The organism is Haemophilus sp. HMSC71H05 (assembly GCF_001838635.1).
GTDB classification, from domain to species: Bacteria; Pseudomonadota; Gammaproteobacteria; order Enterobacterales; family Pasteurellaceae; genus Haemophilus_D; species Haemophilus_D parainfluenzae_R.
The window spans coordinates 20,866-35,975 of sequence record NZ_KV838019.1 but is presented as its reverse complement, the minus strand read 5'-3'; the positions used below and the strand labels follow the sequence as shown (position 1 = coordinate 35,975).

The 15,110-nt window shown below is 38.7% G+C and carries 14 protein-coding genes and 1 pseudogene; 6 read left to right on the top strand and 9 right to left on the bottom strand.

The genetic code is table 11. The features are described from left to right. Window positions 1–84 precede the first annotated feature (84 nt). Together msrAB and HMPREF3279_RS00160 are read left to right on the top strand one after the other, a co-directional pair. On the top strand, window positions 85–1,146 hold the full coding sequence (gene msrAB, locus HMPREF3279_RS00165; protein WP_070867697.1) for a bifunctional peptide-methionine (S)-S-oxide reductase MsrA/peptide-methionine (R)-S-oxide reductase MsrB: 1,062 nt from the start codon (window positions 85–87) through the stop codon (window positions 1,144–1,146). Window positions 1,147–1,155: 9 nt separating this feature from the next. Further along, window positions 1,156–1,632 (top strand): redoxin family protein, encoded by a 477-nt coding sequence (locus tag HMPREF3279_RS00160; protein WP_070867696.1) that lies wholly within the window; start codon window positions 1,156–1,158, stop codon window positions 1,630–1,632. Between the two features lie 43 nt (window positions 1,633–1,675). On the opposite strand, the gene HMPREF3279_RS00155 is transcribed toward HMPREF3279_RS00160, so the two are convergent. From HMPREF3279_RS00155 to HMPREF3279_RS00135, 5 genes and pseudogenes are all read right to left on the bottom strand, one after another. Continuing rightward, the gene (locus tag HMPREF3279_RS00155; protein WP_005695174.1) at window positions 1,676–2,221 is read right to left on the bottom strand and encodes a carboxymuconolactone decarboxylase family protein; all 546 of its coding nucleotides are present in this window, start codon (window positions 2,219–2,221) and stop codon (window positions 1,676–1,678) included. 121 nt (window positions 2,222–2,342) lie between these two features. Continuing rightward, a pseudogene (locus HMPREF3279_RS00150) lies at window positions 2,343–2,711 on the bottom strand (hypothetical protein); the annotation flags it as partial. Between the two features lie 69 nt (window positions 2,712–2,780). Continuing rightward, the gene (gene manZ / locus HMPREF3279_RS00145; protein ID WP_049364739.1) at window positions 2,781–3,614 is read right to left on the bottom strand and encodes a PTS mannose transporter subunit IID; all 834 of its coding nucleotides are present in this window, start codon (window positions 3,612–3,614) and stop codon (window positions 2,781–2,783) included. A 10-nt stretch (window positions 3,615–3,624) separates the two neighbouring features. Further along, on the bottom strand, window positions 3,625–4,422 hold the full coding sequence (locus HMPREF3279_RS00140; RefSeq protein WP_005695178.1) for a PTS mannose/fructose/sorbose transporter subunit IIC: 798 nt from the start codon (window positions 4,420–4,422) through the stop codon (window positions 3,625–3,627). An 18-nt stretch (window positions 4,423–4,440) separates the two neighbouring features. Then, on the bottom strand, window positions 4,441–5,409 hold the full coding sequence (locus HMPREF3279_RS00135) for a mannose/fructose/sorbose PTS transporter subunit IIB (RefSeq protein ID WP_065420069.1): 969 nt from the start codon (window positions 5,407–5,409) through the stop codon (window positions 4,441–4,443). Window positions 5,410–5,709: 300 nt separating this feature from the next. Here HMPREF3279_RS00135 and HMPREF3279_RS00130 point away from each other — a divergent pair, with 300 nt between their 5' ends. The 3 genes from HMPREF3279_RS00130 to HMPREF3279_RS00120 are packed head-to-tail and all read left to right on the top strand — an operon-like array spanning window position 5,710 to window position 9,173. Further along, window positions 5,710–6,186 carry a DMT family transporter gene (locus HMPREF3279_RS00130; protein WP_070592640.1) on the top strand — a complete coding sequence of 159 codons (477 nt, stop codon included), beginning with the start codon at window positions 5,710–5,712 and terminating at the stop codon, window positions 6,184–6,186. Window positions 6,187–6,234: 48 nt separating this feature from the next. Further along, window positions 6,235–8,970: a YdbH family protein gene (locus tag HMPREF3279_RS00125; protein WP_070867694.1), complete on the top strand. Its 2,736-nt coding sequence runs from the start codon at window positions 6,235–6,237 to the stop codon at window positions 8,968–8,970. Next, complete coding sequence (locus tag HMPREF3279_RS00120) at window positions 8,967–9,173, top strand: YnbE family lipoprotein (protein ID WP_070867693.1); 207 nt, start codon at window positions 8,967–8,969, stop codon at window positions 9,171–9,173. The genes HMPREF3279_RS00125 and HMPREF3279_RS00120 overlap by 4 nt, the downstream gene beginning before the upstream one ends. Before the next feature lie 56 nt (window positions 9,174–9,229). Here the strand turns inward: HMPREF3279_RS00120 and HMPREF3279_RS00115 are convergent, their stop codons facing one another. The 3 genes from HMPREF3279_RS00115 to ygiD all read right to left on the bottom strand — a co-directional run bounded on the left by HMPREF3279_RS00115 (window position 9,230) and on the right by ygiD (window position 12,528). Continuing rightward, complete coding sequence (locus HMPREF3279_RS00115; protein WP_070867692.1) at window positions 9,230–9,895, bottom strand: RloB family protein; 666 nt, start codon at window positions 9,893–9,895, stop codon at window positions 9,230–9,232. A 3-nt stretch (window positions 9,896–9,898) separates the two neighbouring features. Beyond that, window positions 9,899–11,155 carry an AAA family ATPase gene (locus HMPREF3279_RS00110; protein ID WP_070867691.1) on the bottom strand — a complete coding sequence of 419 codons (1,257 nt, stop codon included), beginning with the start codon at window positions 11,153–11,155 and terminating at the stop codon, window positions 9,899–9,901. Window positions 11,156–11,742: 587 nt separating this feature from the next. Further along, window positions 11,743–12,528: a 4,5-DOPA-extradiol-dioxygenase gene (ygiD, locus tag HMPREF3279_RS00100; protein WP_070867689.1), complete on the bottom strand. Its 786-nt coding sequence runs from the start codon at window positions 12,526–12,528 to the stop codon at window positions 11,743–11,745. 304 nt (window positions 12,529–12,832) lie between these two features. Between ygiD and HMPREF3279_RS00095 the strand changes: the two genes are divergently transcribed. Then, on the top strand, window positions 12,833–13,201 hold the full coding sequence (locus HMPREF3279_RS00095; RefSeq protein WP_049384607.1) for a rhodanese-like domain-containing protein: 369 nt from the start codon (window positions 12,833–12,835) through the stop codon (window positions 13,199–13,201). A gap of 135 nt (window positions 13,202–13,336) precedes the next feature. On the opposite strand, the gene HMPREF3279_RS00090 is transcribed toward HMPREF3279_RS00095, so the two are convergent. Then, window positions 13,337–14,977, bottom strand: a complete 1,641-nt coding sequence (locus tag HMPREF3279_RS00090; protein WP_070867688.1) for an ABC1 kinase family protein — start codon at window positions 14,975–14,977, stop codon at window positions 13,337–13,339. Window positions 14,978–15,110: the final 133 nt, after the last annotated feature.

Here is a 15,110-nt window from a genome sequence, read left to right as displayed (position 1 = left end):
AAATTGCCTTATTTTGTAAGAAAATGGGCTTGTCTTCGTCTAATGAAATGTAAGTTGAAGATTTTTCTATAATAAGGAAAGAAAATGAAATATACAAAAACATTTCTCATATTGACCGCACTTTTTGGCGGTTTGCAAAGTAGTTTAACGTATGCTGATAATACAACTTCATCAAAGGAGCAAAAAATGACAATGGAAAGCAAACAAGAACAACGAATTATTTATCTTGCTGGTGGTTGTTTTTGGGGACTAGAAGCTTATATGGAACGCATTCAAGGCGTGACTGATGCCGTTTCTGGCTATGCCAATGGAAAAGGCGATACCACGAACTATCAATTATTGCACGCGACAGATCATGCTGAAACCGTGAAAGTCACTTACGATCCAAACAAAATTTCGTTAGATAAATTATTGCAATATTATTTCCGTGTTATCGACCCAACCAGTATTAACAAGCAAGGCAATGATCGTGGCAGACAGTATCGAACCGGCATTTATTATCAAAACGAACAAGATAAAGCCGTTATTGAAGCAGCATTGAAAACCTTACAAAGCAAATATCAAGCGCCGCTCCAAATTGAAGTAGAACCGCTGAAAAATTATGTGGAGGCGGAAGAGTATCATCAGGATTATCTCAAGAAAAATCCGAATGGCTATTGTCATATCGATATCAAAAAAGCGGATGAGCCATTAATTGATGATAAAAAATACCCAAAACCAAGTGATACAGAATTAAAGCAAAAATTGACCGCACTTCAATATGACGTGACACAAGGCAAACATACCGAACGTTCTTTTAGTAACGAATATTGGGATAATTTCGCGCCTGGTATTTATGTGGATATCACCACGGGAGAACCGTTATTTTCTTCCAAAGATAAATTTGAATCTGGTTGTGGATGGCCAAGTTTTACTAAACCGATTGCCGCTGAAGTGGCGGAGTATCAAAGAGACAATAGCTTTAACATGACTCGCATTGAGGTGTTAAGCCGCAGTGGTCATGCCCATTTAGGCCATGTGTTTGATGATGGTCCGCGTGATAAAGGTGGTTTACGTTATTGCATCAACAGCGCATCGATTAAGTTTATTCCATTGGATGAAATGGAAAAACAAGGTTATGGCGATTTGATTCCTTTTGTGAAATAAGAGGAAAAAATGAAAAAAATATTGACCGCACTTTTATTATTTTTGAGTCCATTGAGTTTTGCACAAGAAAAGGTGTCTTTGGCTGATATCTCCTTGAAAACATTGGATAATCAAACTGTATCTTTATCACAATATCAAGGCAAACCGCTTTATATCAAAATGTGGGCATCTTGGTGTCCAATTTGTCTGGCTGGTTTAGTGGAAATTGACGATCTCAGTGCAGAAAAAAATCTTGATTTTAATGTGATTACGATTGCCTCACCAGGACAAAAGAACGAGCAAAACAGCCAAAAATTTATCAATTGGTATCAAGGTCTGGATTACAAAAATATCACGGTATTATTGGATGAAAAGGGTGAAATCATTAAACGAGCTAATGTATTAGGCTATCCGTTTAATTTACTCTTAGATAAGGATTTAAATCTTATCAAAGTCCAACCTGGGCATCTCAATTCAGATCAAATAAAACAATTTGTGAAGGAATAAAAAAGTGCGGTCATTTTTGACCGCACTTTTTATATTGGCTTGATTATGCAAATGCCTGTAATTCAGGGTTGATTGGGGTTTCAGCAATGTTGTTCACATAGTTACATAATGTGGCGAGGCTGACACCTAAAATCACATCAATAGCATTTTCTTGGGTATAACCCGCATCAAAAAACGCTTTAAGCTGCGCTTCGGTTAATTTTGCTTTTTGTAAAATAACGGCAAGGGTGAAACGCGCTAAAGTATCCAGTTTTTTATCACTTTCAATACGAGCAGTTGCACGAATTTGGTTTACAAGCTCTTCTTCAAGTTTTAACACTTTTAAAGCGATCTTCGTGTGGCCTGCTACACAGAAACCACAACCGTTAACTACAGCTGCAGTAATTTGCACCACTTCGCGTTCTGTTGCCGTTAAGCTGTTACGACCATTAATACCGCCTACCGTGCGATAAGTTTCAAGTGCAGTAGGGGCATTCGCGAGAACACCAATTAAATTTGGAATAAAACCATTTGCATTTTGTACGGCTTTTAAGGCTTCTTGTGCCGCTTCAGGGGCTGATTCAATGGTGTGAATTTTAAATTGAGACATAAACTACTCCTAAGGGATAAATCATAAATTTCCGCTTGATAATACCTTTCTAACTTAAGTAAGAAAAAGAAGAAAAGCTTATTTCATATAGCTAAAAGTTATGATTATTTTGGATCAGCTATGCTAAATGCGTTTTGACGATAGACAGTAATCTCTCCAACTCTTTTTTGCCTTTTTCGGAAAGGACTTTGTTGTCGTGCAACATTTGGGTGGCGCGTGCTTCAATAAAGCGGAGGTAATCGCTGTTTTGGGTTTCTTGGAATTGCTTTTCGGCTAACTGCATTTCAGTGAAGTCTTTATTGGTTTGAGCAATTAGCATTTTTTGTCCGATTAATACAATTAATGCGGCAATTAAAGCGATGACGGCGCCATAGCCATTAGTGGGGTAATAAAGAATGCCCGCCAGAACAAAAAGTGCGGTCACTAAATTGGATGAATTTTTAATATAGCCTTCAGCCGGTGGTGGCTTGATGAGATCTTTCCAGTTCATAGGGTTTATATGTCATGCTAAAAATTTGCCTTCCCTCAAGCGAAAGAGGGAAGGCAATATCATAATATATTATGCCAACACACCAAAATGATAGCCTAAAATACCCACGCCGAATAAGGCGAAGATGATGTACATGGCGTTGATTTTTTTACGTAATAAATACATACATAAGAAAGTTAAACCTAACGCCGCAAGGCCTGGGAGAAGATCGTTTAACACGCTTTGTACGGTGGTCACCACTTCTTCGCCCATTTGGTTTTTATAGCGGGAAAGTTCTAATGGAATGTTGATACTCGTCCATTTCGATACCAGAGAGCCCATGACAAAGAGACCGAGGATAGATGCCCCCTGCGTCAATTTTTGTAAGCGACCGCCACCCATATCGTTAACGATTGTGGTACCTTTTTCATAGCCGTATTTGAAACCATACCAACGAGTTACTGCACGGCAAAGGTTGATACCGATGAAGAAAAGCAATGGCCCTAAAAGGCTACCAGTAATGGCTAAACCTGCACCAAGTGCGGCCAATACAGGACGTAATGTTCCCCAGAAAATTGGGTCACCCACACCGGCTAATGGGCCCATTAAACCGACTTTCACCCCGCTGATTGCTGAGTCATCAATATCGTTACCGTTCGCACGTTCTTGTTCCATCGCAGCGGTTACACCGATGATAGATGATGCGACCCAAGGTTGGGTGTTAAAGAATTCTAAATGGCGTTTTAATGCCGCTGCTTGATCTTCTTTTTTGCTGTAAAGACGTTTAATGGCTGGGATCATGGATACACAGAAACCCATTGCTTGCATACGTTCAAAGTTGAAGGATCCAAGCAAGAAAGTTGAACGCCAGTAAGTGCTACGAATATCGCCTTTTGTTAATGATTTTTTAGTTTGTTCAGTCATAATTTCTTCCTTATAGTCCTTCAAGTTCATCGTCAGCTAATTCACGTTTTGCAACTGCTTGTGGTGCAGTAGATTGATGGAAACGTGGGTTCAATTGAATGTAAATCATCGCTAAGCATGTGCCTAAAATACCGAGACCGACAAGGTTGTAATTGGTGAAAGAGGCGATCACGAAGCCTAGGAAGAAGAATGGCATTAATGCGCCTGCACGCATCATATTGATGACCATCGCATAACCGACGACCACGATAAAACCACCAGCGATTTGTAAACCGCGAGTAACCACTTCTGGAATCGCGTTCAATGCTTCGGTTACCGTATCCGTACCTGCTACTAACGCAACGAAGAAGGTTGGAATTGCCACGCGTAACGCTTGTAATGCAAGGCCGCTAAAGTGACAGAATTCAATACCTCGGAAGTTCGCTTTTGCGGCAAAATCATCGGCTTTGTGTTGAAGGAAGATAGTTAAAGTACGAACGAAGATGGTTAATACTTGACCTGCCGCCGCTACCGGAATCGCAATCGCTAATGCGCTCCCTTTATCTTGTCCGCCTTTGATGACAAGGATAGTCGCAATCACACTGGCTAATGCCGCATCTGGTGCCATTGCTGCACCCACGTTCATCCAGCCTAATGCCACTAATTCAAGGGTACCACCGACAATAATACCGGTTTCTAAATCACCTAATACTAAGCCTATTAGGGTACAAGCAACTAAAGGACGATGGGTTTGACGTTCGTCCAATACACTCCCCATTCCGCAAATGGCGGCAACGAGCGTGACTAAAATAATTTCCATTGTTGTCATAATGAATTGTCCTCGTAATTAAAATTGAATCGCATCAAGCTCTTTGTGTGTGAGCATTGATTTCGGGCTGCTCGCCACTTGTTGTAAGCTTAATTCCACGCCTTTATCTAAAAGCTGTTTAAATGCCGCTACATCTGTTGGGTTAACCGCAACCGCTTGAGAAATAAGTTTATCGCCTTCGCGATAGGTCATACCGCCCACATTGACCTTATCAATTTTCACGCCACCCTCGATTAAACGCAGGATGTCCGTTGGGTTGGTCACTAACCAAAGAATATTTTTACCTGCATATTTCGGGTTGTGATACACCTTAATGGCTTTTTCCACAGGAATCACATAAGCTTTCAAATGTTCAGGCGCGATTTGGAGTAATAAATCACGACGAAGCGCATCATTCGCCACATCATCATTTATCGCAAAAATCGCTTCACATTTCACTGCTTTCGCCCAAGAGGTTGCCACTTGACCGTGGATTAAACGACTATCAATACGCAACAAGGAAATGTTCATATTGCCAGAAAGTGCGGTTGGATTTGGAGAGGTTTTTGGTGCTTCAGCTGGTTTAGAGGCTGGCGTTGGAGCAGGCTTGCTTTCTTTAGGTTGACGGAAGGATTTCACGGCAGCGACCCCGACTTCTTTCGCGGTTTCTACCAATTCATCTAAGCTAGCGCCATCTTTAGCATCAAGTACTTCTAGCAACATCGGTAGATTAATGCCGGTGACGATATCGGTATTATCCCTTTCACTGGCAACTCGGCTTGCCGCGTTATAAGGGCTACCACCAAATAAATCGACCAAAAAGAGCACAGGTTCATTTTCAGGCAGCGTGGCAATAATCGCATTGTATTTCTCGATTAAATGCTCACCACCTTCACCCGGTAAGAAAGTCACGACATGGCAGTTTTCATCTTCGCCATACACCATAGCGGCGGAATTGACGATTTCTTCAGAAAACTTACCGTGCGTTGCAACGATAATGTGGGTCATGGATATTCCTCCCATTGAGTTGATAAAATCAGTCTATTTTGCTTTCAATACGCATTACGCAAACGATTGCTCCGAATGGAGTTTAGTGTATGGATTTGAAGATTACCGTCAAATAAAGAATAGTCAAATAGTGATCGAGATCAAATAAACAGGTAAGATGACTTACAACTTTTGAGGTATTTATGAATGAAATGCAAAGTGCGGTTGATTTTTGGACGATTTTTATCGAATGGAAAGCATTTCGCGACAAGACAAATAGGAAAAGGTTAAAATAAGCCAAATTTTCTGTTGGGAGTTTCAATGTTTTTTGTTTATCTCATTATCGCCTTAGCGGCAGGTGTCGCACTCGCGACGCAATCAGCCATTAATACGCAGTTGGCGAAAGCCATGAGTGGCGAAGCAGTGATCGCGACCTTTATTTCTTTTGCAGTGGGAACGATCGTTCTCTTTTTTATTGCTTGGGTAAAAACCGATTTATGGGGCAATTTATCAACCGTCCCTTCACAACCTTGGTGGAAATTAATTGGTGGGATACTTGGTGCAGTTGTCGTGTTCACAACGGTTTTACTTGCACCTAAGCTAGGCATTACCGCGATGTTATTTTTTATCATCGTCGGACAATTAATTACCGCAACCACTATTGATCATTTCGGTCTTATCGGTATGCCGATTCGAGAAGTCAATATCACGAAATTTATTGGCTTAATTATTGTCGCCTTTGGATTAGTATTTTATTTCTTTGGGGATAAGTTAGTTGAGCTATTTGGGACGAGATAAGATAGAATACGTCTCTGTTCATTTATTTATCGCGTAATTGGGGAAACTATGCGAAAGCGTTGCCTGTGGGCTTTGATTATTTTGTTGCTGTTGATCGTAGTAAGCGTTGGCTTAGTGCGCGTTTTTGCGACCCCGAAACGTGTGGAACAACTCGCAAATCATTTTTTAGCACCGCATTATCACATTGAATTAGCGGATGACTGGCAATGGAAAGCGACAGGTTTAACGCTACCTGAGCTAAAAGTGAAAACAGACCAATGTACCCTTGTAAACCTCGATAATACGCAACTCACTTGGTGGAATAAACGTAGTCTTGATGTTGAAAAGGCGAGTTTGAATTATGATTGTTTAACTCATTTACCAAGCGATAACGCTGAAAAAACACCACCAAATTTGACCGCACTTTGGGCGGCATTACCTATTTCTGATGTCAAAGTTAAACACTTTCAATTAACAAATACCGATGCACTGAAACAAGCCGCATTGCAGCCTTTTTTATCGGCTGATTGGGCGTTAGATGCCAACTATAATGGCAACCAATTAGCCCTTGAAGCTCAAGCGAATAATGATGGGCTTGAGCTGCATCATCAATCCACTGTCACGCCACGAGATGGGATCTTCCAATGGACAGGCAATACCGATATCAAACAATCAGGCGATAAAACCTATGATCTTCAGTTCACTGCAAATTTTGAGCCCGATCTTTCTCAACTTCCTCAACAAGGAAATGTTTTATTCAATTGGAATAACCCAGAACTTGCTGTAACCAAAGGCGAGGCAAAAGTGTCGTGGCAAGGCGCGGATGGTCAGTTAAATGTTCAAGATTTAACAGCAAATTCGCCGTTGTTGGATGTGCCTTTTGTGTTCACCAAAGACGGTTTGGATATTTCATGGGGGAAATTTTATTGGACCTTCGACAGCTATCAACCGATTAAAGGCTTCCTTGGGTTATCTATCCACCGTGCAGCAGAAGGCTTGTTGCCATTAAGCATTGATATGAACGTGATCTTGCAAACCTTTGGCGAAATGGGCAAAGGGGAGATCGTGATTTCAGGCAAAAATGGTGAAATCGGTGGGGGCGATGACAATAACGAATTGGACTTTGAGCTGAAAACACGTGGGGATTTGCGTTATAACTCGACTGTGGCACTCACCAATTTAACTTATCATCTAGGTGGGATTTTTACGCATCCCGTGGTGTATTTTTATCCGGGGTCGGTCTTTAAAATGGATAACGAACAAGAGGGCACCAAGTTACATGTTCGTTTACCGTTAGATGACATTATTATCGGTCGTTATGGCTTAGAAGGGCGTTTGCAGGCAACGTTGAATGGCACAACCCCGCAGTTTGAAAATCTCAATTTAAAATTAGACGGAAACGCTCACGAGTTTATTGCCGGTATTAAAACCGTGTTTGACTTCCGAGATGAAGAACATAAGTTACAGTCAGTGGAAAAACAAGCGACAAACCGTTGGGATTGGATTATCAATGGAAGTGCAAACTGGAAATCCTTAAATACGCCAGTCAAAATGGAAGGTAAAGGATTTTGGGAAGCCGATCATATTGAATTAAATCAACTTTCTGCTCATTCTAAAGAAGTCAAAATGAAAGAGGTAAAAATGGCACCACTTTCATTGGAACTTAAAGATCGACTCCGTTGGGATTATGAAGAAGAACATATTCGAGGCTTGTTACAAGCGAAAACAGATTGGATTGAACTGGCTTATGGCGGTCGTTTTGTTTCGCCTGTTTTTGGCTTAGGCATTGATGGTAAGAGTATCAGTAACTTCAATTTTGCAGGTGATTTAAAGGCGGGCTCGCTTGGGCCTTTAGATGTTTTGGGTGTATATCAGAATAGTGCACTTTCAGGCGAAATTAGTTGGAAAGAACAATCCGCAAAAGTATTCCAATCACTCTTCCCACAAAAATGGAACTGGTTAATCCATGAAGGGAGCATCAAAGGACAGAGCAAATTTGTGATTAATACCAATGGCGTGAAAATGGGTGGGGAGCTGAACCTAAAAAACGGTAAAATCACTATGCCAGATGGTGAAGTGTATGGCTTGAATATTCGCTTCCCAATGAATTATGAAAACGAGGCATTACAAGTGGCTTCGGGCAAACCCATTCATATTTCGACTAAAAATATTCGCTATGGGGTGCTTTCTGTCGCAAATGGGGAATTAGATTTATTCGGTCGTTATCCGAATACCATGAAAAATCCACTTATCTTAAAAAATGTGAAAGTTTCCTTATTTGATGGTGAATTGACGGTACCTCAGCTCACTTTCCCACAAAGTAAAATGGCGACACTTTCTTTTACCAATATTGATTTAGCGCAAGTGTTAGCTTTGGCACAATATAATCAAGTAACCTTAACCGGCCGTGCTAATGCAACCCTGCCATTTTGGCTCGGACATAAGGAATGTTTAATTTGTAATGGCACGTTGGAACAAGTGGGGAATGTGTCCATCAAATTAACGGATGAAATGGTGAAAGGGCTGAAAAAAGGCGGTTGGACAGAGAATATTTTGGTGGATTTATTAAAAGAAATGGAACTGCAAAATTCCCATGCAGCGGTGACGCTCGATCCTAAAGGGCAAATGACGTTGCGGGCGAGTATCAGCGGATTTAATCCAACCAAGCGAACCAATAATCCGATAACGTTAAATTATACGCACCAAGAAAATATGTTTGAATTGTGGAATATGATTGACTACGGCTCGCAATTTGAACAAAATCTGCAATATAAACTTTATAAGCAATTAGACAAAGACAAATGATAAAACACCTTAAATTTCAACCGTACTTTTTTATTTTTGCGGCTATGTTTACACTTACGGCTTGCACACCGACCATTCAATTGGACACACCAAAGGAAGGCATCACCATTAACATGAATGTGGTGGTGGACCACAATATTAAAGTGGAAATGGATGAAAAATCTCAGAAAGCAGTGGGAGAAGTGGAACCTGCGTGGAGATAAGAGAGTCAAGTAAAAAGGCCGTATCAATTTTTAGATGGCCTTTTGATATTAATATTTCATAATTTTAGGTTTCTTAAATACTCAACTAATTCCCCAATTGATGTTGATGGATTATCAGTCACTGTCTTTTGGTTAGATTTACTAATCTGTTTAGCATAAGCTATAGCTGTATCAAGCTTATCTATCAAATCAATAAAAATACCTTCTTTATTCTTTTCGTAATCTGGGTAAAAATTTTTTAGTTCGCTAATTACATATTCTGCTGCACTTTTATTTCCTGAAGAAGTAAATGGTTTGCAACTGTATGTAAAATGTAACAGTATCCAATACTCAAAACATGGTACGGAAGTAATTGAAAAGAAAACTCCTTTAGGAGTTATATTTTCTATTTCAAGAATAGTTTGCTCATATGTTGTATGCTCATCCTTATCAAAAATACAGTAAACTCTATCAAAAGGATTTCCATCTTGCTTAGCTTTATTAAATAATTCTTTTGCTTTGGCTAGAATTGTTGTAGGAGATGAACCGCACTCACCAGTTATTTCTATATTTGCTGTATGCAATCCATAATATTCACGCAATTCCATAAAATATGACGGTTCAGTTTTCTCTCCTTCGCAAACGATTAGTACCCTATCATAAGGCTTTCGCATTGCTACTTTACGTTGATGGTCCTTAAGTTTTTTGGCTTTTCGCTTTTTGAATAAATCATCACTCCCCATTTTTTACTCCATATTAAAAGAACGAATAAATGGTAAAGCTCCGTATCTTCCCGATAAATAAGATCTTTCTAAATTTTCCTTTCCTTTTTTAGGGCTAAAATCAGAAAGTGGATACAATGATGTGGATTGCATTTTATTTCGCTCACAGAACCAAATTTGATCTCTACGGAAGACATCTTGACTTAAGATCGAAGTTTCATGTGTTGTAAAAATTAATTGAGCATTTTTAGGATTTGTTTCTTTATTATGAAATAGCTTAACAAGAAACTGAACTAACTTAGGATGTAAATTATCATGTAATTCATCAATAAATAAAACATAGCCATTTTTTAATACATCCATCCAAGGGCCAGCAAAAGCAAATAATTTTTTTGTTCCGTCAGACTCATCTTCGAAATCAAAAAATACTGCCTCATTATGATTATTTAAATGAGCTGTTCTAACATCTACAACCTGTCCACCTTTCATATTATTAATTAGTAATTCTTTTAAAAAAGCTGGCATATCTGAAGGCAATGCAGAAGGATTAAACTCTTCTTTTTTAATTTCAATATCATTAATATTTAAATCTGCGGCTCGTAAGAATTTCATGATATCGTTTTTTTTATTTTCAACACATAGAGAAATACTATATTCTGGGGAAAAACCTCCAATATCACCAAATTTGAGTTTTTTATCAAACCAATCAAATAAAGGTTTCAATTGTTCACTATTTAATTGTACTGCTGTAGATAAAAATAGTGCATTTTCTCGTGTAGCCTCTTTCCATAATTGCTTAGTCCCTCCTAGTAATGAACTAAAACTCCAATCATAATTTTGTGTTTCAAAATTGAAAATTCGTTTAAACCATTTTTGAGCTCTCCCTTTAGGATATGCAAATAACCATTCTTCAAAAATTTTATCCTCAGTTGCTGAAAATCCATATTGGTAACGAATTCCATCAATAATAAAGATTACCTCAAACTCACTAGGTTGATTTAAAATTGTTGGGTCCAATTTAAATGGTACAACTGGTAATTTGTCCCCACGCTGTGAAGTTTGCGTTACAACTTTCTTCATTGTACGTAAGGATCTTAATAAATTAGACTTACCACTCGCATTAGCTCCATAAATGACAGCCGAATTTAATAGGCTTAAATCCTTTACACCTTCAATATTAAACGTATTTTCCGGTAATTCATCACCTTTTCCTTTCACCAAAGTAAATGTCTGGGTATCACGGAAAGAGCGAAAATTAGTCACATTCATCTCAACAAACATATTAACACCTAATCTCAATCATATTTTTGGAAAATTTTTCCAAAAATAGCACCAAAATTAATTTTGGTCAAACGTTAATTAATGTTAGTTTAAGCAAAATCGTGCCAATATCTTTCAACTCACTCTAAAAAATTTGAAATACTTTATAGAAATACTTAGTTAGCTTTACTTTTAACTTTACGAAAGTTCAAGAAATTTTTTCAGTGGTGGATAAAGCTAGTGATGGCACATAGATAAAAAGGTGGTCTTAATAGAACACATAAAATGAATTTCAGATAGCTTTTTTCTTTCCTTTAAAAGTTCGGTTATTTTGTAAATTATTATTCAATAATCTAATAGCTTATACTATCCTTATCCCCAATTATTATATAGTAAACTTGCTGAATTAATTTGCATCCAACTTATACAGTTTATGCTATAACACGGAGCATCGCTGACTTGCGCAATATTGTTGCTTTTAGCAATGCGTTGCTTAACCAGTGGTTCTATTACAGCATTTTTTGGTAATAATTTTCGCAAAATAGCAAGCCCGTAAGCTCGCGATACGTTGATTTTTTTCCCAAGACTACTCATCCTAATCCAGAGTTTTACCCCGCTAAAACCGACGTCATGCTGAGCGATCCTGCAATCAGGTTATCGTTGAAAAACGTAATATCGTCTTGTGGTTCACGTAATGCCATGATGTACAACAACGGCAAATAATGATCTGGCGTAGGCACAGAAAGCTCGGCTTTTTCACCTAACTGGTCATAATGCACCAAAGTTTCATCATCTTGCGTCGCAATCGCCTGATTGACTGTTTCACGGAAAGCAAACGCCCAGTCATACCCCGCGCCGATTTGATCAATATGTTCCCAGCTTATCGCTCTCAGATTATGCACAATGTTGCCGCTCCCAATAATCAACACACCTTGTTCTCGCAAAGCAGATAATTTTTTCGCCAAATTGAAATGCCATTCTGCCGATTGCAAACGGTTAAGGCTAAGTTGCACCACAGGAATATCGGTATTGGGATAGAGATATTTCAACACCGCCCATGCACCATGATCAAAACCACGCGTTGGATTTAGTTCGACATTTTCTGGCTGTAATAATGATCGCACTTGCTCCGCCAACTCAGGCGAACCGGGTGCGGGATATTGCACTTGGCTGAGTTCTTCAGGAAAACCATAGAAATCGTAAATCATTTCAGGGTGTTCACCTGATGTCACCTGCAAACGGCTGCTGTACCAATGCGCTGAAATCATCAAAATGGCTTTTGGTTTTGGAAAGTTTTGTGTAATTAGGCTGAAATTCTGATTGAACGGGTTTTCTTTATCTAACACGTTCATCGGGCTACCATGCCCAACAAACAATACAGGCATTTTTTTCATTATTTTCTCCTCAATATTTGATGGGGAGGATTGTACGGTTAAATCTTTGTGTGAAAAATACCCGTTTATGAACAACATTTTTTACTAATCGGAAATAATTAATAGTAAGGTTTAGAGATATGGGCGTATTAAATAGGGGGAAATATTACAAAGCGCGGTTAAATTTCACGAAAATTTTACTTAATTTTTACTTCATTCACAGTTTATTATCTTTATATTTAGGCGTATGATGACTATTAGTTTTACATAACCCCTAAATTTATTTAGGTAAATATATTATTTCTATTTAATAGGAGATTGAATAATGAAAAAATTATTCACAGCGGTACTTTCTGCGGCAGCCATTGCTGTACCTTTTTTTGCTTCTGCGAATACTGCACCACAAACAGAACAAAGTGCAGTACAACCGGAAAAAGCAAAAGGCGTTTGGATTGATGTACGTTCAGCCGAGGAATTTAACGCAGGTCATTTGCAAGATGCGGTGAATATTCCACACGATAAAATTGTTGAAGGCGTTAAAGCGATTGGCTCAGATAAAGATGCACCAATCAACCTTTATTGTCGTAGTGGCCGTCGTGCCGAAGCCGCACTAACAGAGCTGAAAAATGCAGGCTACACCAATGTAACCAACCATGGTGGTTATGAAGATTTGGTGAAAAAAGGTTTGAAATAAATCTCACATCATTAAAAACAAAAATCCCCTAGCATAAAGCGCTAGGGGATTTTTTCATTCCAAAGAGCGCTCAAATTTTGAGGTGTTTTTGCAAATCATCTTAAAAATTCGACCGCTTGTATTGTCCTCATTACACTAATTCTTATCTATTCGCTTAATCAATAAAAAGACCGCTAGTACTAATGCAATCGCACCGCAAATCAAGCTTGGTATTGGGATGCCATTACGCTGAGGGAGATTTTCGTTCAACGATAAAATAGACGCTGCAATAATGAGTGCGGCAATAATCAACATAATGCCCACTCGTTCGACAGTCTTACGAAAACGCTCTAATCCGTGGATTTCATGTTCAAGACGAATTTCCTTATTGCTGATTTTTTGTAAGAAAATTTTGACTTCTTCCGGAAGCGAAAGCCAGTTGTTGTAGCTGTCAGCAATTTTTTCGAAATTTTCACTAATCACGTGTTTAGGTGAAAATCGTTTCTTGAGCATTTGTGTAACATAAGGTTTAAGTACGGCTGCAATATCTAATTCAGGATAGAGATAACGTCCGATCCCCTCAATCTGGGCAAAACCTTTTGCTAGCAAATAAACGCCCTCAGGCATAATAATGCTATTTTCGCTCATAATTTTGGTAAAACGATTCATCAATTCACTGATATTTAACCCTGCCAAATTGCTTTCAGTGAGGAGCATGAAAATCTCAGAAAGATCATTTTCTAGCGCTTTTTCATTCGGCACATTATAACTGACAGCAAGCTGCTTAATGGTCTCGATGATTTTTCGCATATTTTTTTTAGAGGCATAGTACAAACAATTTCCAAGTAATTCGCGTTCTTTAGGGCTGAGTTTGCCCATTGCCCCCAAGTCAATAAAAGCAATCCGCCCGTCAGGCGTTAATAGAATGTTGCCAGGGTGGGGATCAGCATGAAAGAAGCCAAACTCAAATACTTGTTTCATATAGAGATCTAATCCAAGTAAAGCAACATCTTTAGCCAGTAAACCTTGTTGTTCAATCTGTGCTTTATTGGTCACTTTTGAACCATACACAAAATCCATACAAAGAATGTTATTGTTTGATAAATTCGAATAGGTTTGTGGGACTAAAATACGTGGATTTTGCTTAAAGTTATTAGCAAAACGCTCAATGCTACGACGCTCACTTTCAAGGGAGAGTTCTGTTGTAATGGATTCTTTGAAGGTATTTAATAACGCTTTAGGTTGAAGGTTAGAAATAATGTCGTTGCGTTGTTCTAGAAAATTCACGAGATCTTGTAAGATAAGTAAATCTGCCTTAATGACTTCTTCAATGCCTTCTCGCTTGATTTTTACCGCAACATCTTGTCCGTTTTTCAACCGCCCTTTGAATACTTGACCGATAGAAGCTGATGCCATAGGCTCTGAAGCAAGCGTTTCGAAATGTTCATGAATATCTATGCCTAATTCACGCTGAAATTTCTCTGCAATATCAATGGGCTGAACTTCTACTTTATCTTGCAATTTTTGTAGTTCAGTAATCATTTCAACTGGTAGCAAATCGCGGCGATCACTTAACATCTGCCCTAATTTAACGTAAGTTGTGCCCAGCTCTTCCATCGCTCGACGGATACGTTCATATACAGACACGCTTCCACTTGATTCATTGGCTAACTTATTTGAAAGGGATTCCGGTAACCACTTCTCTAAATTACTGCGTTCAAAAAACTCATCTAAACCATAACGTAATAAGATTTCTGCAACCTGCTTGGCACGTTGAAATTTGTTAAAAATAGCCATTGTAACTTTCCTCTTTGTGCATGCTATTTGGCGAGTATTTAAAATAAGGTTGATTTGCGACTAAATTGAGACAGGTCTTTTACATCTCTAACTGAAGATTTTCAAAAATTGCTGATGATTTCAGTTTATCTAT

Excerpts from the sequence above, each read along its gene's own strand:
- msrAB (WP_070867697.1), top strand. The coding sequence starts at position 85 with ATGAAATATACAAAAACATTTCTCATATTGACCGCACTTTTTGGCGGT.
- HMPREF3279_RS00160 (WP_070867696.1), top strand. The coding sequence starts at position 1,156 with ATGAAAAAAATATTGACCGCACTTTTATTATTTTTGAGTCCATTGAGT.
- HMPREF3279_RS00155 (WP_005695174.1), bottom strand. The coding sequence starts at position 2,221 with ATGTCTCAATTTAAAATTCACACCATTGAATCAGCCCCTGAAGCGGCA.
- manZ (WP_049364739.1), bottom strand. The coding sequence starts at position 3,614 with ATGACTGAACAAACTAAAAAATCATTAACAAAAGGCGATATTCGTAGC.
- HMPREF3279_RS00140 (WP_005695178.1), bottom strand. The coding sequence starts at position 4,422 with ATGACAACAATGGAAATTATTTTAGTCACGCTCGTTGCCGCCATTTGC.
- HMPREF3279_RS00135 (WP_065420069.1), bottom strand. The coding sequence starts at position 5,409 with ATGACCCACATTATCGTTGCAACGCACGGTAAGTTTTCTGAAGAAATC.
- HMPREF3279_RS00130 (WP_070592640.1), top strand. The coding sequence starts at position 5,710 with ATGTTTTTTGTTTATCTCATTATCGCCTTAGCGGCAGGTGTCGCACTC.
- HMPREF3279_RS00125 (WP_070867694.1), top strand. The coding sequence starts at position 6,235 with ATGCGAAAGCGTTGCCTGTGGGCTTTGATTATTTTGTTGCTGTTGATC.
- HMPREF3279_RS00120 (WP_070867693.1), top strand. The coding sequence starts at position 8,967 with ATGATAAAACACCTTAAATTTCAACCGTACTTTTTTATTTTTGCGGCT.
- HMPREF3279_RS00115 (WP_070867692.1), bottom strand. The coding sequence starts at position 9,895 with ATGGGGAGTGATGATTTATTCAAAAAGCGAAAAGCCAAAAAACTTAAG.
- HMPREF3279_RS00110 (WP_070867691.1), bottom strand. The coding sequence starts at position 11,155 with ATGTTTGTTGAGATGAATGTGACTAATTTTCGCTCTTTCCGTGATACC.
- ygiD (WP_070867689.1), bottom strand. The coding sequence starts at position 12,528 with ATGAAAAAAATGCCTGTATTGTTTGTTGGGCATGGTAGCCCGATGAAC.
- HMPREF3279_RS00095 (WP_049384607.1), top strand. The coding sequence starts at position 12,833 with ATGAAAAAATTATTCACAGCGGTACTTTCTGCGGCAGCCATTGCTGTA.
- HMPREF3279_RS00090 (WP_070867688.1), bottom strand. The coding sequence starts at position 14,977 with ATGGCTATTTTTAACAAATTTCAACGTGCCAAGCAGGTTGCAGAAATC.